21 protein-coding genes are annotated in these 23,528 nt (G+C 39.9%); 7 read left to right on the top strand and 14 right to left on the bottom strand.

Annotated elements, in window-relative coordinates; genetic code table 11:
• Nucleotides 1–349 precede the first annotated feature (349 nt).
• The 4 genes from gltB (at nucleotide 350) to GWJ01_RS12825 (ending at nucleotide 9,276) form a co-directional block, all read left to right on the top strand.
• On the top strand, nucleotides 350–4,810 hold the full coding sequence (gene gltB / locus GWJ01_RS12840; protein WP_161711171.1) for a glutamate synthase large subunit: 4,461 nt from the start codon (nucleotides 350–352) through the stop codon (nucleotides 4,808–4,810).
• A gap of 9 nt (nucleotides 4,811–4,819) precedes the next feature.
• The gene (locus tag GWJ01_RS12835; RefSeq protein WP_109401355.1) at nucleotides 4,820–6,217 is read left to right on the top strand and encodes an FAD-dependent oxidoreductase; all 1,398 of its coding nucleotides are present in this window, start codon (nucleotides 4,820–4,822) and stop codon (nucleotides 6,215–6,217) included.
• Between the two features lie 501 nt (nucleotides 6,218–6,718).
• Nucleotides 6,719–7,993 carry a C4-dicarboxylate transporter DcuC gene (dcuC, locus tag GWJ01_RS12830; RefSeq protein WP_098941196.1) on the top strand — a complete coding sequence of 425 codons (1,275 nt, stop codon included), beginning with the start codon at nucleotides 6,719–6,721 and terminating at the stop codon, nucleotides 7,991–7,993.
• Nucleotides 7,994–8,007: 14 nt separating this feature from the next.
• Nucleotides 8,008–9,276 (top strand): amidohydrolase, encoded by a 1,269-nt coding sequence (locus tag GWJ01_RS12825; protein WP_109393152.1) that lies wholly within the window; start codon nucleotides 8,008–8,010, stop codon nucleotides 9,274–9,276.
• 117 nt (nucleotides 9,277–9,393) lie between these two features.
• Here GWJ01_RS12825 and sspB read toward each other — a convergent pair whose 3' ends face one another.
• The 5 genes from sspB to zapE all read right to left on the bottom strand — a co-directional run bounded on the left by sspB (nucleotide 9,394) and on the right by zapE (nucleotide 13,594).
• The gene (gene sspB, locus GWJ01_RS12820; protein ID WP_109393151.1) at nucleotides 9,394–9,903 is read right to left on the bottom strand and encodes a ClpXP protease specificity-enhancing factor; all 510 of its coding nucleotides are present in this window, start codon (nucleotides 9,901–9,903) and stop codon (nucleotides 9,394–9,396) included.
• A 6-nt stretch (nucleotides 9,904–9,909) separates the two neighbouring features.
• The gene (gene sspA / locus GWJ01_RS12815) at nucleotides 9,910–10,551 is read right to left on the bottom strand and encodes a stringent starvation protein SspA (RefSeq protein ID WP_023582862.1); all 642 of its coding nucleotides are present in this window, start codon (nucleotides 10,549–10,551) and stop codon (nucleotides 9,910–9,912) included.
• 656 nt (nucleotides 10,552–11,207) lie between these two features.
• The gene (rpsI, locus tag GWJ01_RS12810) at nucleotides 11,208–11,600 is read right to left on the bottom strand and encodes a 30S ribosomal protein S9 (RefSeq protein ID WP_004245284.1); all 393 of its coding nucleotides are present in this window, start codon (nucleotides 11,598–11,600) and stop codon (nucleotides 11,208–11,210) included.
• Between the two features lie 15 nt (nucleotides 11,601–11,615).
• Complete coding sequence (rplM, locus tag GWJ01_RS12805; protein ID WP_006535327.1) at nucleotides 11,616–12,044, bottom strand: 50S ribosomal protein L13; 429 nt, start codon at nucleotides 12,042–12,044, stop codon at nucleotides 11,616–11,618.
• Nucleotides 12,045–12,478: 434 nt separating this feature from the next.
• Complete coding sequence (zapE, locus tag GWJ01_RS12800; protein WP_109401356.1) at nucleotides 12,479–13,594, bottom strand: cell division protein ZapE; 1,116 nt, start codon at nucleotides 13,592–13,594, stop codon at nucleotides 12,479–12,481.
• Nucleotides 13,595–13,797: 203 nt separating this feature from the next.
• Here zapE and zapG point away from each other — a divergent pair, with 203 nt between their 5' ends.
• The 3 genes from zapG to degS all read left to right on the top strand — a co-directional run bounded on the left by zapG (nucleotide 13,798) and on the right by degS (nucleotide 17,102).
• Nucleotides 13,798–14,202, top strand: a complete 405-nt coding sequence (zapG, locus tag GWJ01_RS12795; protein WP_109393149.1) for a Z-ring associated protein ZapG — start codon at nucleotides 13,798–13,800, stop codon at nucleotides 14,200–14,202.
• Nucleotides 14,203–14,432: 230 nt separating this feature from the next.
• Nucleotides 14,433–15,824 (top strand): serine endoprotease DegQ, encoded by a 1,392-nt coding sequence (degQ, locus tag GWJ01_RS12790; RefSeq protein ID WP_109401357.1) that lies wholly within the window; start codon nucleotides 14,433–14,435, stop codon nucleotides 15,822–15,824.
• Between the two features lie 207 nt (nucleotides 15,825–16,031).
• A complete protein-coding gene (gene degS / locus GWJ01_RS12785; RefSeq protein ID WP_161711170.1) occupies nucleotides 16,032–17,102 on the top strand; it encodes an outer membrane-stress sensor serine endopeptidase DegS in 1,071 nt (356 codons plus the stop codon).
• 26 nt (nucleotides 17,103–17,128) lie between these two features.
• Here degS and GWJ01_RS12780 read toward each other — a convergent pair whose 3' ends face one another.
• The 9 genes from GWJ01_RS12780 to mlaF all read right to left on the bottom strand — a co-directional run bounded on the left by GWJ01_RS12780 (nucleotide 17,129) and on the right by mlaF (nucleotide 23,517).
• On the bottom strand, nucleotides 17,129–17,374 hold the full coding sequence (locus GWJ01_RS12780; protein ID WP_109393147.1) for a CPCC family cysteine-rich protein: 246 nt from the start codon (nucleotides 17,372–17,374) through the stop codon (nucleotides 17,129–17,131).
• Nucleotides 17,375–17,407: 33 nt separating this feature from the next.
• Nucleotides 17,408–18,469, bottom strand: a complete 1,062-nt coding sequence (locus tag GWJ01_RS12775; protein ID WP_109401359.1) for a DUF2157 domain-containing protein — start codon at nucleotides 18,467–18,469, stop codon at nucleotides 17,408–17,410.
• 195 nt (nucleotides 18,470–18,664) lie between these two features.
• Nucleotides 18,665–19,927: a UDP-N-acetylglucosamine 1-carboxyvinyltransferase gene (gene murA, locus GWJ01_RS12770; protein WP_109393145.1), complete on the bottom strand. Its 1,263-nt coding sequence runs from the start codon at nucleotides 19,925–19,927 to the stop codon at nucleotides 18,665–18,667.
• A gap of 48 nt (nucleotides 19,928–19,975) precedes the next feature.
• Nucleotides 19,976–20,230, bottom strand: a complete 255-nt coding sequence (gene ibaG, locus GWJ01_RS12765; protein WP_006535338.1) for a BolA family iron metabolism protein IbaG — start codon at nucleotides 20,228–20,230, stop codon at nucleotides 19,976–19,978.
• A 140-nt stretch (nucleotides 20,231–20,370) separates the two neighbouring features.
• Nucleotides 20,371–20,664, bottom strand: a complete 294-nt coding sequence (gene mlaB / locus GWJ01_RS12760) for a lipid asymmetry maintenance protein MlaB (RefSeq protein WP_109393144.1) — start codon at nucleotides 20,662–20,664, stop codon at nucleotides 20,371–20,373.
• A gap of 1 nt (nucleotide 20,665) precedes the next feature.
• Nucleotides 20,666–21,295 carry a phospholipid-binding protein MlaC gene (gene mlaC, locus GWJ01_RS12755; protein WP_075671443.1) on the bottom strand — a complete coding sequence of 210 codons (630 nt, stop codon included), beginning with the start codon at nucleotides 21,293–21,295 and terminating at the stop codon, nucleotides 20,666–20,668.
• Between the two features lie 86 nt (nucleotides 21,296–21,381).
• Entirely contained in the window at nucleotides 21,382–21,918 is a 537-nt protein-coding gene (mlaD, locus tag GWJ01_RS12750; protein WP_161711169.1) for an outer membrane lipid asymmetry maintenance protein MlaD, read from the bottom strand.
• 3 nt (nucleotides 21,919–21,921) lie between these two features.
• On the bottom strand, nucleotides 21,922–22,701 hold the full coding sequence (gene mlaE / locus GWJ01_RS12745; protein ID WP_075671447.1) for a lipid asymmetry maintenance ABC transporter permease subunit MlaE: 780 nt from the start codon (nucleotides 22,699–22,701) through the stop codon (nucleotides 21,922–21,924).
• 3 nt (nucleotides 22,702–22,704) lie between these two features.
• Nucleotides 22,705–23,517: a phospholipid ABC transporter ATP-binding protein MlaF gene (mlaF, locus tag GWJ01_RS12740; protein WP_109393142.1), complete on the bottom strand. Its 813-nt coding sequence runs from the start codon at nucleotides 23,515–23,517 to the stop codon at nucleotides 22,705–22,707.
• Nucleotides 23,518–23,528 lie beyond the last annotated feature (11 nt).

The raw sequence follows: 23,528 nt of genomic DNA, 5'->3' as shown, positions 1-23,528 counted from the left end.
CATTAAAGGATGTGATAAAGCGAAATGGCTTAAATAAAGTGATATAACTCACACTAAAAATAGGTATTAACCTCCTTCAAAAAACAAACATTTTATTTATTTATCAATAAATTAAAATAAAAATTCTTTTATTCATCTTATTCTAGTCAAATCTCCTTACACATTGACCTCATTTTTATTTATCGATAAGTTGAAAAGGCATTGCGTAGCTATATAAAAAACACTCCAAGCTAAGCAAACACAACATCACCCGATGAGCACCCATAAATTTACCTACATACTTTGAGCCAAAACGTTCCTTTTGCGCTCTGTTTTGAGGTGCCCAGTAAACTAAGTAGGAAGCAAAAAAATGCTCTATCAAAAGACACAGGAAAAAGACAATTGTGGATTTGGGTTGATCGCGCATATTGAAGGGCAAGCCAGTCATAAAATTGTCAGAAATGCAATCCACGGTCTCGCCAGAATGCAACATCGAGGAGCCATTCTTTCTGATGGTAAAACAGGCGATGGTTGTGGATTACTTTTACAAAAGCCCGATCGCTTCTTTCAATTAGTTGCTGAGGAAAAAGGCTGGCATTTAGCCAAAAACTACGCTGTTGGAATGCTATTTTTAAGCCAAGACCCTAATATCGCGACACAATGCCGCCTTATTATTGAAGAAGAACTTCAAAATGAAACACTCTCTATTGTGGGCTGGCGTAAAGTCCCTATCAACACGGATATTCTAGGTAGTATCGCCCTTTCATCTCTTCCTTTAATTGAACAAGTCTTTGTTAATGCACCCGCTGGCTGGCGGATAAGCGATATTGAAAGACGGCTCTTTGTTGCTCGTAGACGTATTGAAAAACGCATTACTGATAATGATTTTTATATTTGTAGTCTTTCTAATTTGGTGACGATTTATAAAGGCCTCTGTATGGCCATCGATCTGCCACGCTTTTTTACCGATCTCGCTGATCTACGGATGGAATCTTCAATCTGTTTGTTCCACCAACGTTTTTCAACTAACACCATTCCCAGATGGCCTCTTGCACAACCTTTTCGTTATTTAGCACATAACGGTGAAATTAATACCATTACAGGCAATCGCCAGTGGGCTAGAGCTCGCGCCTATAAATTCCATACACCCCTTATTCCTGATCTACAAAGTGCCGCCCCTTTTGTAAATGAGAGTGGCTCAGACTCAAGTTCACTCGACAATATGCTAGAGCTTTTTCTCAATGGCGGTATGGATATTGTTCGTGCAATGCGGTTATTAGTGCCACCTGCATGGCAAAATAATCCACAAATGGATGAGGATTTACGGGCATTTTTTGATTTTAACTCAATGCATATGGAGCCTTGGGATGGCCCTGCAGGTATTGTGTTATCAGATGGTCGTTATGCTGCGTGTACGCTAGATAGAAACGGTTTACGCCCTGCTCGCTATGTTATTACCACAGATAACATCATCACTTGCGCTTCTGAAATTGGTATTTGGGATTATCAGCCTGATGAAGTGCGAGAAAAAGGACGCGTCGGTCCCGGCGAGCTAATGGTTATCGATACTCATCATGGACGTATTCTCCACTCTGCCGAAACCGATGAGGATTTAAAAAGACGCCATCCTTATAAATTGTGGCTAGAGCGCAATGTCAAACGCTTAACGCCGTTTGAAGAGTTGCCAGAACAGCAAGCCACAGGACAACGTGCTTTTGATGACACCTTATTAGCCACTTATCAAAAACAGTTTGCATATAGCCAAGAAGAGCTTGAAAACATTTTGCATGTGCTTGCAGAAAATGGGCAAGAAGCGACAGGTTCAATGGGCGATGACACTCCATTTGCTGTTCTTTCTCAACGCCCTCGTCTTATTTATGACTATTTCAGACAAAAATTCGCGCAAGTCACAAATCCTCCTATAGATCCATTAAGAGAAGCCCATGTCATGTCTTTAGCGACCTGCATTGGACGCGAGATGAATGTGTTTTGTGAAGCAGAAGGTCAAGCACATAGACTGAGCTTTAAATCGCCTATTTTGCTTTATAGCGACTTTCAACAACTTGTTAATCAAGAAACCCCTTATTACCGCTCTGTTCATCTTGATATCACTTATCGACCAACAGAATGCAATCTAGAAACTGCGTTACGCCAATTATGTGAAAAAGCACAACAGGAAGTTCATAGTGGCGCGGTGTTATTAGTTTTATCAGATAGAAATATCACTAAAGAGCGACTACCTATTCCTGCCCCTATGGCGGTTGGTGCAGTACAAAAAGTTTTGGTAGACAATAATTTACGTTGTGATGCCAATATCATTGTTGAAACAGCCAGTGCCCGTGATCCTCACCATTTCGCTGTACTACTTGGATTTGGTGCTACCGCTATTTATCCTTACCTTGCTTATGAATCTTTAGCTCAACGTGTTGATAAACAAATCCTACAAACAAGCTATGCCCAAATGATGCTTAATTACCGCAACGGCATCAACAAAGGGTTGTATAAGATCATGTCTAAAATGGGCATTTCAACCGTGGCGTCTTACCGTTGCTCTCAACTTTTTGAAGCAGTCGGATTAAATGATAGGGTTGTCGAGCTCTGTTTTGCAGGCGTTGATAATCGAATTAATGGCGCTGATTTTAGCGATTTTGAGCACGACTTATTTAATCTATCTAAGCGAGCTTGGTTAGCCCGTTATCCTTTAGAAGCGGGTGGTTTATTAAAATACGCCCATAAAGGGGAATACCACGCTTATAACCCTGATGTCGTTCAAGCACTACAAAAAGCTGTAAATAGCGGGAAATATACTGACTATCAGCATTACGCAAATCTAGTGCAACAGCGCCCAATCACAACCTTGCGCGATATGTTAGTTCTCAATAACAAGACAACGCCTATTTCGATTGAAGAAGTCGAACATGAAACCGAGTTATTTAAACGCTTTGATACTGCCGCTATGTCAATTGGGGCATTAAGCCCAGAAGCTCATGAAGCTCTTGCACAAGCGATGAATACATTGGGAGGTTTTTCAAATTCAGGAGAAGGTGGCGAAGATCCCGCACGTTACGGTACCGATAAAGTCTCTCGCATTAAACAAATCGCCTCTGGTCGTTTTGGTGTAACACCTTCTTATTTAATGAGTGCGGATGTTTTACAAATCAAAGTCGCACAAGGGGCAAAGCCCGGTGAAGGTGGACAACTTCCTGGCGATAAAGTGACACCTTATATTGCGCAACTGCGTTATGCCGTGCCTGGTGTTACCCTAATATCACCGCCTCCTCATCACGATATATACTCTATTGAAGATTTAGCACAACTTATTTTCGACTTAAAACAGATCAATCCAACTGCACTTATTTCTGTAAAACTAGTGTCAGAGCCTGGTGTAGGCACTATTGCTACAGGTGTTGCTAAAGCTTACGCTGATTTGATAACCATTGCGGGTTATGACGGCGGAACAGGTGCAAGCCCTTTAACTTCCGTAAAATATGCAGGTAGCCCATGGGAATTAGGCTTAGTTGAAACTCAACAAGCGTTAGTAGCAAATAATTTACGCCATAAAATTCGTTTGCAAGTTGATGGTGGATTAAAAACAGGTCTAGATATTATTAAAGCGGCAATTTTAGGCGCAGAAAGTTTTGGATTTGGTACTGGGCCAATGGTGGCATTAGGCTGTAAATATCTGCGCATCTGCCATTTAAATAATTGCGCAATGGGTGTTGCAACCCAAGATGAAACACTCCGTCGCAATCATTATCATGGATTACCTGAACGTGTTATTAACTACTTTCGTTTTATTGCGCAAGAAACTCGTGAGTTAATGGCCTTACTTGGTGTGAGAAAAATCACCGATTTAATCGGTCGAACTGATCTGCTTTCATGCCTAGAAGGTGTGAGCAGTAAACAGCAAAAACTCTCTTTAAGTGGATTGTTAGAAACAGCAACTTCACCATCAGGCAATTCGCTTTATTTCCAGGAAAATAATCATACTTATGATAAAGGTGAGTTAAATCAGCGAATTGTTGCTCAAACCTATGATGCTATCGAACAACAAAAAAGCCAAACACACTACTTTAATATCCGTAATACAGATCGCTCTGTGGGAGCAACATTATCAGGCATTATCGCCAAGAAATATGGTGAAAGTGGCTTATCTGCCACACCAATTAAACTTTATTTTACCGGAACCGCAGGTCAAAGCTTTGGTGTATGGAATGCACAAGGCGTTGAATTAACCTTAGTGGGTGATGCCAATGATTATGTTGGTAAAGGTATGGCTGGAGGCCGTATTGTCATTTCACCTCCTGTTGGCTCTGCATTTAAAAGTCATCACGCCACCATTATGGGAAATACTTGCCTTTATGGCGCAACAGGCGGAAAACTTTATGCTTCAGGATTGGCTGGGGAGCGTTTTGCTGTTAGAAACTCTGGCGCAATTGCTGTCGTTGAAGGTGTTGGTGATAACGGTTGTGAATATATGACGGGTGGTATTGTCTGTGTTCTGGGTAAAACAGGGATTAATTTTGGTGCGGGAATGACTGGTGGATTTGCCTATCTATTAGATGAAGATCTCACATTATCACAACGGATCAACACTTCATCGATTGAGTTGCTTCCTGTTGCATCCTTTGCCATTCTTGCTGAACATCTACGTGGCATGATTGCAGAACATGTCAGACTAACTGGCTCACAACAAGGTGAAAGATTACTTTCACAATGGGAATATTGGTCACAACATTTCAAATTGGTGAAACCAAAATCCAGTGATGTTAATGCGTTGCTTGGTCATCCTCGTCGTTCATCTGCTGAATTACGCGTTCAGGCACAATAGGAGAATATTATGAGTCAGAATGTGTATCAGTTTATCGACTTAAATCGTGTTGAGCCGACCAAAAAACCATTAGCAATTCGCAAAATTGAATTTGTTGAAATCTATGAAGCTTTTTCACCGCAACAAGCCTCCGCACAAGCCGATCGTTGTTTAGGCTGTGGTAATCCTTATTGTGAATGGAAATGCCCTGTTCATAATTACATTCCTAACTGGCTAAAACTAGCAAACGAAGGACGTATTATTGAGGCTGCTGAACTTTCTCATCAAACAAACAGTTTGCCTGAAATTTGTGGTCGTGTTTGTCCTCAAGATAGGTTGTGTGAAGGCGCTTGTACGCTGAATGATGATTTTGGTGCAGTCACAATTGGCAATATTGAACGTTACATCAATGACACAGCCTTAGCACAAGGATGGCGCCCTGACCTTTCTCACGTCACAATGACTGATAAAAAGGTCGCGATTATCGGCGCAGGCCCCGCAGGTCTTGCCTGTGCAGATGTTCTTATTCGACAAGGTGTGAAACCCGTTGTTTATGATAAGCATCCAGAAATTGGAGGGTTACTTACTTTTGGGATCCCTTCTTTTAAACTCGAAAAATCACTGATGATCCGACGCCGCGAATTATTTAGTGAAATGGGTATCGAGTTTTGCCTCAATACGGAAATAGGCAAAGATGTCTCCCTAAATACCCTAATAACACAATATGACGCGGTATTTCTTGGATTGGGCACATATCACAGTTTAAGTGGTCATTTTCCTAATGAAAATGCTAATGGTGTTTATAGCGCACTACCTTATTTAATTGGGAATACACGTTATTTAATGGGTTATGATGAAGATCCTCAAACACCTTATATCGACCTTAAAAATAAAAATGTGGTGATATTAGGAGGAGGTGATACCGCAATGGATTGTATCCGTACTGCCATTCGACAAGGTGCAAATAAAGTCACTTGTGTTTATCGTCGTGATGAAAGCAATATGCCAGGTTCAAAACGTGAAGTAAAAAATGCCAAAGAAGAAGGTGGCGAATTTTTATTTAATCTTCAACCTATAGATATTGAAGTCGATAACCAAAATAAAGTGGTCGGTATTCACGTTATTAAAACTCAAGGCGATAAAACATTAACTTCTATTGAAGGAAGTGAACATGTGTTATCTGCTGATGCGGTTATTCTGGCATTTGGTTTTAAACCTGCTCATTACCCATGGTTAGATGAAAATAATATTGAATATGCATCTTCAGGCAGAATTATTATTTCAGATAATCAAGAAATACCAAATCAAACAACAAACCCTAAAGTGTTTGCAGGGGGGGATATTGTACGAGGCTCTGATCTTGTTGTTACTGCAATAGCAGAAGGAAGAGAGGCGGCCGAAGGCATATTGCGATATTTATCATGCTAAATATTTTTATTTTCGTTATTTAAAATAACAATTTCTCTTGTTTATTATCCCATTTAATTTAAGTGGGATAATTTTTCAATATTATCGATGAAATTAATAAATAGTATTTAAGGATCATCAAGATATCTGACCAATTAATCATTCTCATTACCATTTAATGTAATTTCTAGAATAATAGCCTGATAAAAAGTGATATTCTTTTTTGTATCAAAATAACACTCTTGATCTATAGTAAATATAATTTATTTTCGTATTTTTTACTTTATCTCTTTTTATTTAACCTTTCCGTCATCTTTTAATGATAATGGTTTTACGGCATTTGTTAATAACATCACAGTCTAAAAAAATAGATTTTATTTCAGCTATTAAATTTGATAACAATCAAATATTGTCAATCTACCAACTTCATAATGGAGTCACCTAATAACTTTACAGAAAAATATAATTTATTGATGTTAGGTTCGTTTTCATAAAATTGTCATAATTAACTAGGGGATCACTATGGTGATGCAACTTATCGCAGTAGCAGTTATTATCGTAACTGTCTATTTGCTAATAAAAAAATATGAAACCCGAATGGTGCTAATTGGTGCAGGCTTATTACTCTGTATTTTAAGTCTGAGCCCATTAGATGCGCTTACCGCATTTAGCGAGCGCATGGTGTCTTCATCATTAATTCAAGCAATCTGTTCGAGTATGGGTTTTGCTTATGTTATGAAATATACCAAATGCGATATGCATCTGGTTCATGTTTTATCAAAAGTAATGACTCGTCTGGGCTTCTTCCTTATTCCAGCCACTGTTGTCGTAACATACTTTATTAATATCGCAATCCCATCAGCAGCAGGTTGTGCGGCTGCGGTAGGTGCAACACTCATTCCATTATTAATCGCAGCACGTATTCACCCAGCTATCGCAGGTGGTGCAGTGTTATGTGGTACTATCGGTTCAATGTTAAGCCCAGGTATGTCGCATAATGCCTTCGTTGCTAACATGGCAAATATGGAAGTGGTTGATTTAATCGCTCGCCATAGCCCATACAGCTTAATGGCTGGTGGTATTGCTGCAGTTTCACTTGCTGTTGTCGCTTTAGTGAAAAAAGAGTTCAAAATGGCTTCTGTTACTGGTGATGCATCTTCTTCATCAGCACAAGCAACGCCAGAAGCTGTTCGTCCTAACTACTTATATGCAACAGCACCTTTCATTCCTTTAATCCTGTTAGTTCTGCCATTCTTTGAAACATTTAGCACTTTCAAATTGTCAGTACCTGCAGCAATGTTAATCGGTTCTATCTATGCCCTGTTCATCACATTAACTAACCCAGCTCAAATTACGAAAGAGTTCTTTAAAGGTATGGGTAATGCTTATGGTGATGTATTAGGTATCATCATTGCAGCTGCAGTATTCGCAGCTGGTCTGAAAGCATCTGGTTTAATCGACGCGTTCATCAACTTCTTAACTCATTCTCCTGAATTTGCTCGCTGGGGTGGTACTTTAGGGCCATTCTTAATGGGTATTATCACAGGCTCTGGTGACGCAGCAGCATTCGCATTCAACGAAACAGTAACACCTCATGCTGCACAATTCGGTTATGAAATCCCTGATATGGGTATGGCAGCGGCATTATCTGGCGCGTTAGGTCGTACTATGTCACCACTGGCAGGTGCAGCGATTGTTTGTGCTGGCCTTGCAAACATTAACCCTATGGAAATCGCAAAACGTACTGCACCAGGTATGATTATCGGCGTCATCGCGGTTGCGTTATTCATGCTATAAGTGGAGAAATGAATATGTCAGCTCTTACTCTCGAAAAATTAATTAAATGGCGTCGCGAATTTCACCAATATCCAGAAATTGGTTGGTCTGAATTTCTTACAACAGCAAAGATCGTTAAAGAATTACGTAGCTTAGGTTTAGAAGTTAAAGTTGGTCCTGAAGTTATCAACCAAGAGTTCGCTTTTGGTCGTCGTCGCCAAGTCGTTGAGAAAGGGCTGGCTATTGCAAGAAAACACAACGTTGATGAAGCACTGCTTGATGAGATGAAAGAACTTACAGGCTGTGTGGCCATCTTTGACAGTGGTAAAGCAGGTCCAACAGTAGCGCTGCGTTTTGATATCGACTGTGTGGGTGTTAACGAAGCAACCGAAACTAAACACCGCCCTCATGCTGAGAACTTTGCTTCTTGTCACGCTGGCGAAATGCACGCTTGTGGTCACGATGGGCACATTTCTATCGGTTTAGGTGTTGCTCATTGGTTAGTTGAGAATAAAGATAAAGTCGTTGGTAAAGTTAAAATCTTATTCCAACCAGCAGAAGAAGGTGTTCGTGGCGCTCGTGCGATGGCTGAAAGTGGTATTGCCGATGATGCAGATTACTTCTTAGGCGCGCACTTAGGTTTTATCGCAAACAGTGGTGAAATTGTTATCAACCCAACACATTTCTTATGTACCACTAAATATGACTTCCGTTTTAAAGGTGCGCCATCTCACGCTGGTGCAGAGCCTGAATTAGGTCGTAATGCGTTAGCTGGTGCTTGCCACGCAGCAACACAAATGTTGGGTATTTCTCGCCATGGTAAAGGGATGTCTCGTATCAATATCGGTGTATTAAAAGCCGGTGAAGGCCGTAACGTCACCCCAGCTAATGCTGAGATGCAAATTGAAGTTCGCGGTGAAAACGAAGAGATCAACAGCTTTATGGCTGCCAATGCAGTACGTATGGCTGAAGGCGCAGCACATAGCTTCCAGTTAGAAATGGAAAGCGAGATCATGGGTGAAGCCGTTGACCTGACAAATGACCAAGAACTGATTGATATTATGACCAAAGTTGTTGGTAAACATGCAGAGTTAACCGCCGTTGCTACTCGCCCATTTGGGGGAAGTGAAGATGCAACTGTATTAGCAAAACGTGTACAACGTTGTGGTGGTAAATCACTGTATTTCGTTGTTGGTGCCGATAGAACTGCAGGTCACCACCAAGCCGGCTTTGATTTCGATGAAAAACAATTAATGACTGCGGTTAATCTTTATACCGGCTGTTTAGAAGAACTGCTGAAATAGTTTTTCAGTAATGCAATCCAATAAAGCGCTCTATAGCAATATAGAGTGCTTTTTTTGTACATAAAAAAAGCCCAGTTCATAAACTGGGCTTTTCATTCATACAAATAAGATGCTCTCTTATTTCACAACACGTAATGACGGACGACCTGTTGGGCGAGGTGGCTCAGGATCATCATCCGGTGAAGATGTATCGGTTTCTACCGTACCATCAGTGACAAGCGATAAGCCTTCATTAACAGGCGTTAAAGTATTCTCTTCACTTTCATCTTCAGCAAACTGTAATGATGCACCAGATTCATAAGCAGGCTCTGGCTCAAACATCATTCCCGCACCGTTTTCTCTCGCATAAATAGCCATAACAGCAGCCATAGGCACTCGTACTTTACGAGGTATGCCACCAAAGCTTGCACTAAATAAAACCTGATACGGTGTTAACTCTAAGTTATCTACTGCACGAGATGAAATATTTAGTACAATTTGACCATCGTGCGCATATTCCATTGGGACTTGGACACCATCGATATTCACATCAACAACTAAGTGTGGTGTTAAATCGTTTTCGATGATCCAGTCATAATGCGCACGCAATAAATGCGGACGACGCGGAGACATATCCATAATCTCCATACTTTATTACCCTCTTGAAGGTAAGCGCATCTCACGCTCTGCTTCGGTTAATGACGCGAGGAATGAATCACGCTCAAAAACACGTTGCATATAAATTTGTACATCTTTAGCGCCAGCACCACTTAAATCTACACCGAGGACTGGTAAACGCCATAACAGAGGAGCTAGGTAGCAATCTACTAAGCTGAACTCTTCACTCATAAAGTAAGGATATTCTTTAAACACAGGAGAGACTGCCAGTAGCTCTTCTGCTAACTGTTTACGAGCAGCATTTGCTTGCTGTTCTGTTCCTTTCTCGATGGTGTTCATTAAAGAATACCAATCATGCTCGATGCGATGCATCATTAAACGGCTGCTACCACGAGCAACAGGATAAACTGGCATTAAAGGAGGATGAGGGAAGCGTTCATCAAGATATTCCATGATGATGCGTGAATCATACAGGGTCAGCTCACGATCAACCAAAGTCGGTACACTTTGGTAAGGGTTTAGATCGATAAGATCCTGTGGAAGATTACCAGCTTCAACCTGTTCAATTTCAACACTGACACCTTTCTCCGCTAGGACAATTCTGACCTGATGGCTGAAAATATCAGTCGGACCGGAAAACAAAGTCATTACCGAACGTTTGTTGGCAGCGACAGCCATGAAAACCTCCAAGTTAATCAATTAAAGAAATGAATTAGCACAATGCCCCTTCCATTTCCCCATTCCTAAAAGACAAGCACACAAACGCAGTAGACCTAAATAAACATTTAAGTTATTAACTGCATTGGGTAACTACCTGTATAACAGTGTTATCGTGGGATAATCATATTTTACAGGGTTAAAAACTCACCTGTCTTTGCGGCACATATCATTATCAAGTAATACCAAAATAATCATTCAACAATCATTATTGTCATAATAATTTTGGTATGGCTTTCAAATTCATTACAGGTATTACTATCGATATACCCGTTGGCAACATTGTGAAGTCATGGAAAGAAAGACACCAAAGCCCGCTATTCTACCAGAATTCATGTTACTTAGGGGGGCTAATGCAAATAATTCAACACAATATGCCACACTACCTTAAAACTAAGATTATAATATCAAAAAATGAATTTATTTAGAGATAACATCTAAAAAATACGTTTTTTAATACTACTGCTATCTTACATAAAGCCTGTTTTATGAGTAATAGCATGATGCTTTAGCAACACTATATTTTTATTATTAATAAACACAAATAAGTCAAAAATAAAAAACCCGCCTGTGAAGACGGGTTTTCAACATCAAATTGATATCTAAAAGATAACAAATTAACGTTTAGAGAACTGTGGACGACGACGTGCTTTACGCAGACCCACTTTCTTACGTTCAACAGAACGCGCATCACGGGTTACGAAACCAGCTTTACGCAGATCAGAACGTAGAGTCTCATCATATTCCATCAGTGCACGAGTGATACCGTGACGGATCGCGCCAGCTTGACCAGAAATACCACCACCTTTAACAGTGATGTATAAATCTAATTTACCCAGCATATCAACTAATTCCAGCGGTTGACGAACAACCATACGTGCTGTTTCGCGGCCGAAGTAAACTTCTAGGCTACGTTTGTTGATTACGATATTACCGCTACCTGGCTTAATGAAGACACGTGCGGAAGAACTTTTGCGGCGACCTGTGCCGTAGTATTGATTATCAGCCATTGCCTATTATCCCGATTAAATGTCCAGAACTTGCGGTTGTTGTGCCGCGTGGTTGTGCTCAGATCCTGCGTAAACTTTCAGTTTACGATACATCGCACGACCCAGAGGCCCTTTTGGCAGCATGCCTTTTACCGCGATTTCGATTACACGCTCAGGACTACGGGCGATCATCTCTTCGAAAGTCGCTTGTTTGATACCACCTACGTGACCAGTATGACGGTAGTAAACTTTGTCAGTACGTTTATGACCAGTTACCGCTACTTTCTCAGCGTTTAAAACGATGATGTAATCACCAGTATCAACGTGCGGAGTATATTCCGCTTTGTGCTTACCGCGTAAACGGCTAGCAATTTCAGTTGCTAAACGGCCTAAAGTTTTGCCGTCTGCATCAACAACGTACCAGTCGCGTTTTACGGTTTCTGGTTTAGCTGTAAAAGTTTTCATTATTGAAAATTACCCAATGTTTAGTTACACGTTGGTGAACGCTCGGTTCAAATACTATTGAGGTTCACACGACTCTTGTGTCCAGCAAACCTACCCCTTCGAGTAGCACTGCTGACTCTAAAATGCGAGTTTTTTGGGAAATAAAAAACTTGCTGCAACGTGGGGTCGCAAGATTATAGAGAAGTCAGAAAAAAAAATCGAGTCATAATTGAAAAACAATTGAATTCTTTTTCAATATTTCAGCGAAAAAAACGAATCTGGCACTTTTTTCTGATTTGACTGATAAATTCTTGCTACCTGAAGAGAAGAATTGTTCCTTTCCAGAGCGCTTGTAAGCTGCCTAATACTTTCTATTTTCATAGAAAAAAACATCAAGCAACTTAACCTGCGTCATCCTACCATAATGAAAGATGACTTTCTTCAAGAATTAAAAATTAAGCGAGATGTGGTTGAACTAAATATTCTTCACTTTGCATCTCTTGTAAACGAGATAAGCAACGTTGATATTCAAAACGTAAAAAATCACCTTGGTAAATCTCATTCATTTCTACATTTGCATTAATAATAAGTTTCACCTTACGCTCATAAAATTCATCAACAAGCGCTAGAAACCGACGCGCAGCGTCTTCATTTAATGTTCCCATTTGTTTCATGTCATATAACAAAACAGAGTGGTAATGCTTAGAAAGTTCAATGTAATCAAGCTGACTACGCGGTTCCATACACAAGGTTGAAAAATTAACAGCGAGTACACCATTAGATGCTTTTCTTACTTTCATAGGGCGATGATTAATGGTTAAGGTACAATCAACTTGTGGTTCACTGGTTGCCAAATGCATGAAAATTCTATCCATCTCCTGGCGATTTTCATCGTTAAGCGGAGACAAAAAAAGATGCGCTTGCGTTAATGTTCTAAGACGATAATCAATACCTGCATCAACATTTAAAATGTCACAATGATGTTTGATTTGTTCTATTGCAGGTAAAAAACGAGAACGTTGTAATCCATTACGATAAAGCTCATCAGGTGGAATATTTGAGGTTGCCACCAGCGTGATACCTCTAGCAAATAACGCTTCAAGCAAGGTACCTAAAATCATTGCATCAGTAATATCAGAAACAAAAAACTCATCAAAACAGAGCACGTCGGTTTGTGATTTAAATCCATCAGCAATAATTTCTAACGGATTTTCATGCCCTTGTAAGTTTTTCAGCTCTTCTTGAACACGTAACATAAAGCGATGGAAGTGTAAGCGAAGTTTTCGTTCTGTCGGTAAGCTTTGATAAAACATATCCATCAACCATGTTTTACCTCGTCCAACGCCACCCCACATATATAAACCACGTTCTGGTGCAACAATCTGTTTTTTTGTGCGAATTCGCCCGAATAATCGCTGTGTTAGCGAATTTTTTTCTGGTGGAGTCTCTTTTAATAATGCATGGTATATCTGTTGAAGGTGGAGAACAGTTTTTCTCTGAACATCATCAGGTTGATAATCACCTTGCTTCAATGCGGCTTCATAAAGTGATAACGGCGTACTAACAGTCATGAATGCCCTCTTATCCTTAATTTTCTGACATACTGATTTGTGTCTGTCGAATGCCTCTATTATAAGCATTAAGAATTGTTTTAACATCAACGTAACACACGAATTTTATATTAAGCTTAAGGATATTATTCCACCCATGCCTTTTAGCGGTTATGATGTTATAAGAATCCATCGTCCTCACTATTAGATGAAAAGGAGTTGCCATGGTTTGGGTTTATGCACTGATTGGATTAGTTGTCGGTCTTATTATCGGCGCACTTGCAATGCGTTACGGTAACAGCACCCTTCGCCAACAAGATGCTATCAAAGCAGAGTTAGACACGAAAAAAGAAGAACTTGATACATATCGCAATGAACTTGTCAGTCACTTTGCTAGAAGTGCTGAATTATTAGATAACATGGCGAGAGATTACCGTCAGCTTTATCAACATATGGCAAAAAGCTCTAATGAGCTCATGCCTGATATGCCTGCTCAAGAAAATCCATTTAATTACCGATTAAGTGAGTCAGAAGCGGCTAATGATCAATCTCCAATAAAAATGCCACCTCGTGATTACTCCGAAGGGGCATCTGGATTGTTCAGACCTACAGAAAAAAAAGACAATTAATATTAAAACGCCACATTTATTGTGGCGTTTTTCTTTCTACTAAATATCATAAAATGACAATTATTTGCCATGGTTTTAAAGATAGCTTTTGTCTTGTAAATCCGTGTAAAAGGAAACAAAGCACATCATGTCTTAATGAACTTTCCTTTGTCAGTACAGGTCTTAGTGACATCGAGCTCATTTTGAGCAATAACTTTTATTTTGATAACTGTATCAAGAGACTCTAATTCATGTTGACTAAAAAAAGAAAATTATTACTTAGTGCGTTAGCAATGAGTGTCGGACTTTCACTCTCTACTATTCCAGCAACCAGTATGGCGGCACTGCCTGCAGTTATGCCATCAGGCGAACAACTGCCAAGCCTTGCACCGATGTTAGAAAAAGTGTTACCTGCTGTTGTCAGTGTGCACGTTTCAGGAACACGAGTACAAAGCCAGCAAGTGCCTGAAGAATTCAAATTCTTCTTTGGCCCAAACTTTCCATCACAACAACAAAGTATTCGCCCTTTTGAAGGCTTAGGCTCAGGTGTCATTATTGATGCACAAAAAGGCTATGTATTAACAAACAATCACGTTGTTGATGGTGCAGATAAAATTCAACTGCAAATTAATGATGGTCGTGAATTTAGTGCAAAATTAATTGGTAGCGATCCACAAACAGATATTGCATTACTGCAAATTGAAAAACCAACTAACTTAACCGCAATTAAAATGGCGGACTCTGACCAATTACGTGTTGGTGACTTTGCTGTTGCAGTAGGTAACCCATTTGGTTTAGGCCAAACAGCAACATCAGGTATTATTTCCGCATTAGGTCGTAGCGGTTTAAATCTTGAAGGTTTAGAGAACTTTATCCAGACTGATGCTTCAATCAACCGTGGTAACTCTGGTGGTGCGCTCGTTAACTTAAATGGTGAGTTAATCGGAATTAACACTGCTATTTTAGCTCCAGGTGGTGGCAACATCGGTATCGGCTTCGCCATCCCAAGTAATATGGCGCGAGATCTTAGCCAACAACTGATTTCTCATGGTGAAGTTAAACGTGGCATCTTAGGTATTCGTGGTACAGAAATGAATTCTGATCTGGCGAAATCCTTTAATATTGACGCACAACGAGGTGCTTTTGTTAGCGAAGTCATGCCAGATTCATCCGCTGCAAAAGCAGGCATTAAACCGGGTGACGTTTTAATTTCAGTTGATGGCAAACGTATCAATAGCTTTGCTGAATTAAGAGCTAAAGTGGGTACTACACCGCCGGGTAAAGAGATCCTAATTGGCTTGATCCGTCAAGGTAAACCAATGGATGTTAAAGTGATATTAGAGAAACAATCAGCAGATGCAACTCGCGCCGATAATTTCTCTCCTGCACTACAAGGTGCCACATTAAGTAACTACTTAAACAAACAAATTAAAGCAGTTGCTGTTGATTCTGTTGAGAAAGACTCCGCTGCTGCGGCATCAGGTTTACAAAAAGGTGACCTTATTATTGGTATCAATAATACGCCAATTACCTCTCTAGGCGATTTACGTAAAGCAATTGATGCTAAACCGCCTGTTCTTGCATTGAATATTCAGCGTGGTAATGAAGAAATTTACCTGCTGTTACGTAATACACCGCGCTAAGAAGTAAGCTTTTCACCTATCTAATTTATTGATTTCTTTAGCCCTATAACTTCCATTATAGGGCTTTTTTTATATCTATTTTTGATAAGAGTCATTAGCTTAAAAGGGGATTTTATGCGCTGAGCGATGCTTTCATAAGTTAAACTATGCTATTCTCACCGCTCCTACGCGAATAATTTCACAGTCAGACATAAATACAGGATTTTTATGTTAACTAAGTTACTGCGATCAACACTAATTGGTCTTCTCACAGCAGCAATTCTTTTGATTGCAGTCCCTTCAATTCGCCCTATTTTTATTGAACGCCTACTTAATGGTGATTTTCTCAATGCGCCTTTTAGCTATAACACCGCGGTACGACGAGCTGCCCCTGCGGTTGTTAATGTTTATAGCAGTACGATGGGAAGTTTTTCTCAGGAAGGCCGTGAACTAACATCTCTAGGCGCTGGCGTTATTATGGATGGTCGTGGTTATATTCTGACAAATCAACATGTTATCAATAATGCTGATCAGATCCTTATCGCACTCCAAAATGGTGATCTTTATGAAGGCTTACTTGTTGGTTCCGATCCTTTAACTGATCTTGCGGTATTAAAAATAGATGCCGATAAACTCCCTACAATTCCCATTAATACTAAACGAATTTCTCATGTAGGTGATGTTGTGCTGGCTATTGGTAACCCATTTAATATTGGGCAAACTATTACGCAAGGGATCATCAGTGCTACGGGGCGTGTTGGATTAAGTCCAACTCGTTACCAAAATTTCCTACAAACAGATGCCTCAATTAATGAAGGTAACTCTGGTGGTGCGCTAATTAATACTGAAGGTGAGCTTGTAGGTATTAATACTATGACGTTTGATTCAGGCTCCTATAACGGATACCGCCCTACAGCCGAAGGGTTAGGTTTTGCTATTCCGACCGAACTTGCAGTTAAAATTATGAATAAGCTAATTCGTGATGGTCGTGTTATCCGTGGCTTTATTGGTATTACAGCAAAAGAATTACCAAGAATTCGCTCATCGAATACCGATATTAAGCAAATTCAAGGGTTACGCATTTTTAGGATCACACCAAATAGCCCAGCAGATAAAGCTGGAATAAAAACAGGTGATATCATCCTTAGTATTAATCATGCGCCAGCGACTTCCGCGATGGAAATGATGGATTACATTGCAGAAACACGCCCTGGTACGGTATTACCTGTCACGTTATTACGGGAAAGTAATGAGATTAATGTTGATGTCACTATTTCTGAATACCAACCAGAACCATAACTAACAAAAAATCTCCCTATGCTTGGCTAGTAGGGAGATTTCATATAAAACGTCGCACTTTGTAAGCAATTTTCTTTAAACCTTTCAGTATTGCGATAGTCCTCTAATGTGCTGTGATTACAACCGCTATATTGCCCTTCTTTAGTACCATCATTTTGCCAACCACATACGGGGCAGATCTCAAAAAATGCCTCATCTTTATCTTTGAAAACAAAATAATGGCACGCAACACAACTCACTTCTAAAGGAATATGACAACTTCGTTTTTCCATAGGATGGGTTCTCCTATCACATTATTAATTATACTATTTGCTCTTACTCTCTTTATTGGCAATTGAGTTATTTTCAACAGCATGCCAAATCTTTTCCGCTTTTCGTCCAATTAAAATCAATGAAACCGCCATAATAAAGAAGAAAATTGCACTGTGTAAACTATCCCAGAAATATTCAAAGAATCGGGTATAAAGGTTGATACCAAGGAATGTTAGGCCAAAACCTCTTAACATACCGTCATCTGTTTTAAGGCTAATATAAATACAGATAACTGAAACGACAGCAAATAACAGTGCCCAAGGTAACAAATTCAGACTTGAAGTACGATACCAAGTATCAGGATCGTAATTACCAAAAATAGACATTATCCATAATGCAATAAACAGATAAGTGAGCCCCATTATTTTTGTCATGGTAAATAAACGACGATGTATCAACGTATTTTGTAGGAAATAACAGCCTGCTAATAATATCGCACCAAAAAAGACAAAACGGATAGGATAGTTCATCCCTAACCAATAAGCGCCCCAACCAGAGACATAGCCCGTTTCAGCACCGAACCAATTTCCTAACATCAATAAGAAGAATAGCCACACCAATGAGGAGCGACTAATAAATCCAATTGCACCATAAATGACACAGCCAATTAAAAAGAGAGGCGCAATATGGCCACTTCCTGTATCCAGCAATTCTCCCAGTTGCCAAAGAAAAGTAGCCGTAAACATCACACCTAAAAAGAGAATAAATTCGGTACTGTAATGCCACTGTGTTTCTTTTTGCTGACGTTTAAATCCCCAAAAATAGAGCACTGAAGCAATAAGTGCAGGAGATATCACTCGCATAATTTCAGAAACACTAAAAATCTCAACGAGATAATAAATTAATTCACTATCACTAAAGATACTGCCAGCAGCAATAATCAAACACACCATTGCTATCCAAAATGCATAGCGACTCAACCGTTTCCAATCAAAGGGAATTCGGTGCAATGTACTTCCTAATTGCTGATATTCTTGTTCTGAAATCTCACCAGATTGTTGCCATTCATCCAGTGCTTGACGAACCAGGCGCTCTTGTTTCCTTGTTACCTGCATATATATTCCTTCCTATTAGCTCATAGTGATTTTTATAACACAGGTCTGTTTTTCTTACTGTATCTTGCTACGAAAGAAATGCCTTATGAATTATCCTATTCTATTGAGAGTCTTATTAAAATAATGCGTAAAAAAAACCATAGCACAACAATGCACTATGGTTTTAAATAACTAAAAAAGGATAACTAAAATAAATTAGTCATTAGAGTGCAAACGTTCTATTTTTGCCCCTAGTCCTTGTAATTTAGCTTCAATATTTTCATAACCACGATCGATATGATAAATACGATCAACAATGGTTGTGCCCTGAGCAATACAACCTGCAAGTACTAAACTTGCAGAAGCACGTAAATCCGTTGCCATTACTTGTGCGCCTGAAAGCTTTTCAACCCCGTGACATAATACAGTATTACTTTCGATTTCAGCGTGAGCACCCATACGGATTAACTCAGGAATGTGCATAAAACGATTTTCAAAAATAGTTTCAGTGATCATTCCTGCACCTTCAGCCACTAAGTTTAAAAGGCTAAATTGTGCTTGCATATCGGTTGGGAAACCCGGATGTGGCGCAGTACGCAAGGTTACCGCTTTAGGACGTTTGCCATGCATATCAAGGCTTATCCAATCCTCACCAACTTCAATATCAGCGCCTGCTTCACGTAATTTTGCCAACACAGCATCTAATGTGTCAGGTTTGGCATTACGGCAAACAACACGACCACGAGAAATCGCAGCAGCAACTAAGAAAGTACCTGTTTCAATACGGTCAGGTAGGATTTGATAAGTACCACCACCAAGACGCTCTACGCCTTCAATAGTAATGCTATCTGTGCCCGCACCACTGATTTTGGCACCTAATGTATTGAGGAAGTTTGCAGTATCTTCAATTTCAGGCTCTCTTGCCGCATTCTCAATGATGGTTTTGCCTTCAGCTAATACCGCAGCAGTCATAATAGTGATAGTGGCACCCACACTCACTTTATCCATGACGATATGCGCGCCTTTTAAACGTCCATCAACACGTGCTTTCACATAACCTTCATCCAGTGTGATCTCAGCACCTAATTGCTCTAAACCTGTAATATGAAGATCAACAGGACGAGCACCAATGGCACAACCACCCGGTAAAGAAACCTGACCTTGACCAAAACGCGCCACCAGTGGGCCTAAAGCCCAAATAGAAGCACGCATGGTTTTTACTAATTCGTAAGGAGCGCAAAATTCATTAATGTTACGAGCATCAACGAAAACAGAGCCATTGCGTTCAACATTAGTGCCTAAGCGATTAAGTAACTTAATCGTAGTATCGATATCTTTTAATTTAGGAACATTCGTTAATTCTACTGGCTCTTCGGAAAGGATCGCAGCGAACAGGATTGGTAATGCGGCATTTTTTGCGCCTGAAATAGTGACCTCACCTGATAAGCAGGTTGGCCCTTGTACTCTAAATTTATCCATCTGTAGAACTCTCTTTTTTATTTTGCTGTACGCTGTATACCTACTGAATCAAAGCCCGTTAAGTTTACGATCTCTCTTCCACTCTTCAGGTGTGTAGGCTTTAATAGACAAAGCGTGAATACGGTTATCTGCAATATATTCCATCAAAGGGGCATAAATGGTTTGTTGTTGTTTTACTCTGCTCATTCCCTCAAACATTGCGCCAACAACGACAACTTGAAAGTGACTACCATCACCATTGACGATGACTTCATCTAAAGACAGGCTGTCCATTAATACTTGTTTGATTTCATTTGTATCCATAATTGCTCAATCTCAACGTTAAAATAATAATCAGTCGTCTATCCTAATGGAATCCGCTCTACTCTTAAACCATCAAAAACCCCCTTAATGATAAAAGTATCACGAAGGGGGCTTTTTAATACCTTTACTCAAAATCTGTATTAGGCAATATTCATAATTTCATCAAGATCATAGAGTGTAATTAAGGTCTGAAAACGCTCACTTACGCCTTGAATAATAAATTGACGATTTTGCTCTTCCATTTCTGCTTTTAAGTGAACAAAAAGCGCCAACCCTGTTGAATCAATATGTCCTAAGGCAGAAATATCGATGATATTAATATCAGCTAATAATGCTTTACGTTGCTGCCAAGCTGGCAATAACGTTTCACGATCTAGCGTTCCTTGGAAATAGAGGACACTCTCCTTTTTTTCCCAATTTAACGAAGCTGACATGTTATTTTTTCTCATCCAGTGTAATTGGTGTTTTAGCACTGATTTCTAACTGTTTTGTTAAACCATCAACACCTTTAGAATTTAAAATATCTGACCACTCATTCTGTTTTGTTGTGATCATACTGACACCTTCAGCAATCATATCATACGCCTGCCATTCGCCTGTTTTGCTATTTTTACGCCATTGGAAATCAAGACGAACAGGTGGGCGACCATTTGTATCAATGATAGTGACACGAATAGTTAGAGTTGATTTATCTGCGAAAGGTTTTGCAGGCTCAATACGGTACTCTTGGCCTTCATACATCGCTAATGCTTGACCATATACTTGAGCAAGATACGCTTCAAATGCCGTGAAATAAGCATCACGTTGTGCAGGTGTTGCATTACGATAATGCGGTCCTAACACTAATGCGCCCGCATATTTGATATGTACATAAGGCAATAATTCTTGCTGAACAATTTGACGTAAAACTTCAGGGTTTTTACGAATTTCAGGCTGTTCATTTTTTAATTTACTAAAAGTCTTTTGCGCCGCATCTTCCATCAATGCGTAAGGATTAGTTTTATCTACTGCCATTGCAAAAGGCGTTATCACTAATAATGCGACCATCAATAAGCGTTTAAACATACGTTCGCTTCTCCTCAAATAGGGTTTCAATAATACGATGCATTCATGACGCTAAATGTATAAATGCATCGTATAGGAATTAATGATTAAGGTAATGCAGAGTGTTCTTGCGTTGGTTGAGATTCAGATTTTGCTGAATCATCACCATCACCCGTTTTATAAAGGAATTGACCAATCAGATCTTCTAATACCATTGCTGAATTAGTGTTTGTGATCCGTCCTCCATCTTTGAGCAGAGTAGAATCTAATGCTTCATCATAAAAGCCTAAATTCAATGCAAGGAACTGTTCACCTAATAAACCCGATGTACGAATAGACAGTGAGCTACTTTCTGGAATGTGGTCATAAATGCTCAGAATATCGAGCGCGACTTCAGGGCGATAATTCCCTTCATCTTCTTCTTTTAAAGTGATAGAAGAAACACGGCCAATCACCACACCACCAATCTTAACTGGGGAACATTCTTTTAACCCACCTATATTACCAAAGCTGGCATAAACGCGATAAGTCGGTTGATTACCCATTTCTTTAATATCAGCCACTTTAAGACATAAGAAAATCACGGCAGCTAACGCAATCAGAACAAATAGACCAACCCAAACTTCAATTTTTTTACTTTGCATGACTTAGTTCCCAAACATCAGTGCTGTTAGCACAAAATCTAAACCCAATACGGCTAACGATGAATGAACAACAGTACGTGTTGTTGCTCTGCTAATCCCTTCTGATGTTGGGATTGCGTCATACCCGTTAAAGAGCGCTATCCAAGTGACGGTAATAGCAAAAACGACACTTTTAATAAAGCAGTTTACTAAATCGAGTCGCCATTCAACGGCACCTTGCATAGATGCCCAGAAAAAGCCTTCATCGATCCCTTTCCAATCCACCCCCACAATTGCACCACCCCAGATACCGATGGCAACAAAAATAAGTGAAAGCAATGGCATACTAATAAGACCCGCCCAAAAACGGGGTGCAACGACACGTCTTAAAGGATCGACTGCCATCATTTCTAAACTGGAAATTTGTTCTGTGGCTTTCATTAAGCCGATTTCAGCTGTTAAAGCCGAGCCCGCACGACCCGCAAATAATAATGCCGTGACGACTGGGCCTAATTCTCTTAACAATGAAAGTGCGACCATCATGCCAAGGCTAGCTTCAGCACTAAAGGTTGTTAAAACAAGATAGCCTTGTAATCCCAACACCATGCCAATAAATAAGCCAGATACCATGATAATTAATAAGGATTGAACACCGACGTTATACAATTGCTTCAGTAACAGAGGCCACTGTTTACGAAATTCAGGCTTACCGACTAATGCACGAAAGAGCATAATGCCAGCTCTACCAAAGGTTGCAAAAATCGCTAACGCTCTAACGCCAATGCGAGATAATAAATTTACCACGTACTAATTTCCTCGTCCTAATAGGTCGTCCTGATAATCTCCCGCAGGAAAACGGAATGGTACAGGGCCATCAGCAATACCATCTAAAAACTGTCTTACTTGCCTATTTGGATTGTCCTGTAATTCTTGTGCGCTACCTTGAGCAATGACTTTCTGCTCTGCAACAATATAGGCGTAATCTGCGATACTTAACACTTCAGGTACATCATGGGAAACCACAACACAAGTCACACCAAGCGCATGATTTAACTCATCAATTAATTTAACAAGCACACCCATGGTGATAGGATCTTGCCCAACAAATGGCTCATCAAACATAATCAGTTCAGGATCAAGCGCAATAGCCCTTGCTAATGCCGCCCTTCTCGCCATTCCTCCTGATAATTCAGAAGGCATTAAACTTGCCGCACCACGTAAACCTACAGCTTCAAGTTTCATCATCACCGTTGTACGGATCAATGCTTCAGGTAAATTTGTATGCTCTCTTAGTGGAAATGCCACATTTTCAAACACATTCATGTCTGTAAACAGTGCACCCGATTGAAAAAGCATACTCATTTTCTTTCTTGCCTGATACAACGCAGAGCGCGATAGCGTAGGAATATTGTCGCCATCAAACCAAATTTCACCACTATCTGGAAGGATTTGTCCTCCCATTAGGCGTAACAAGGTTGTTTTACCAATCCCTGAAGGGCCCATAATCGCAGTCACTTTTCCTCTTGGTACAACAAGATTAATCTCAGAGAAGATCTTTCTGCTACCGCGAGTGAAGTTCATATTGCGCACTTCAATTAGATTGTCAGATTGTGCGTTCATGAATAAAACAT

Origin of the sequence: Proteus sp. G2618, from assembly GCF_009915995.1 — a bacterium.
Lineage (GTDB): Bacteria > Pseudomonadota > Gammaproteobacteria > Enterobacterales > Enterobacteriaceae > Proteus > Proteus terrae.
This window is presented reverse-complemented; position numbering and strand designations above follow the sequence as displayed.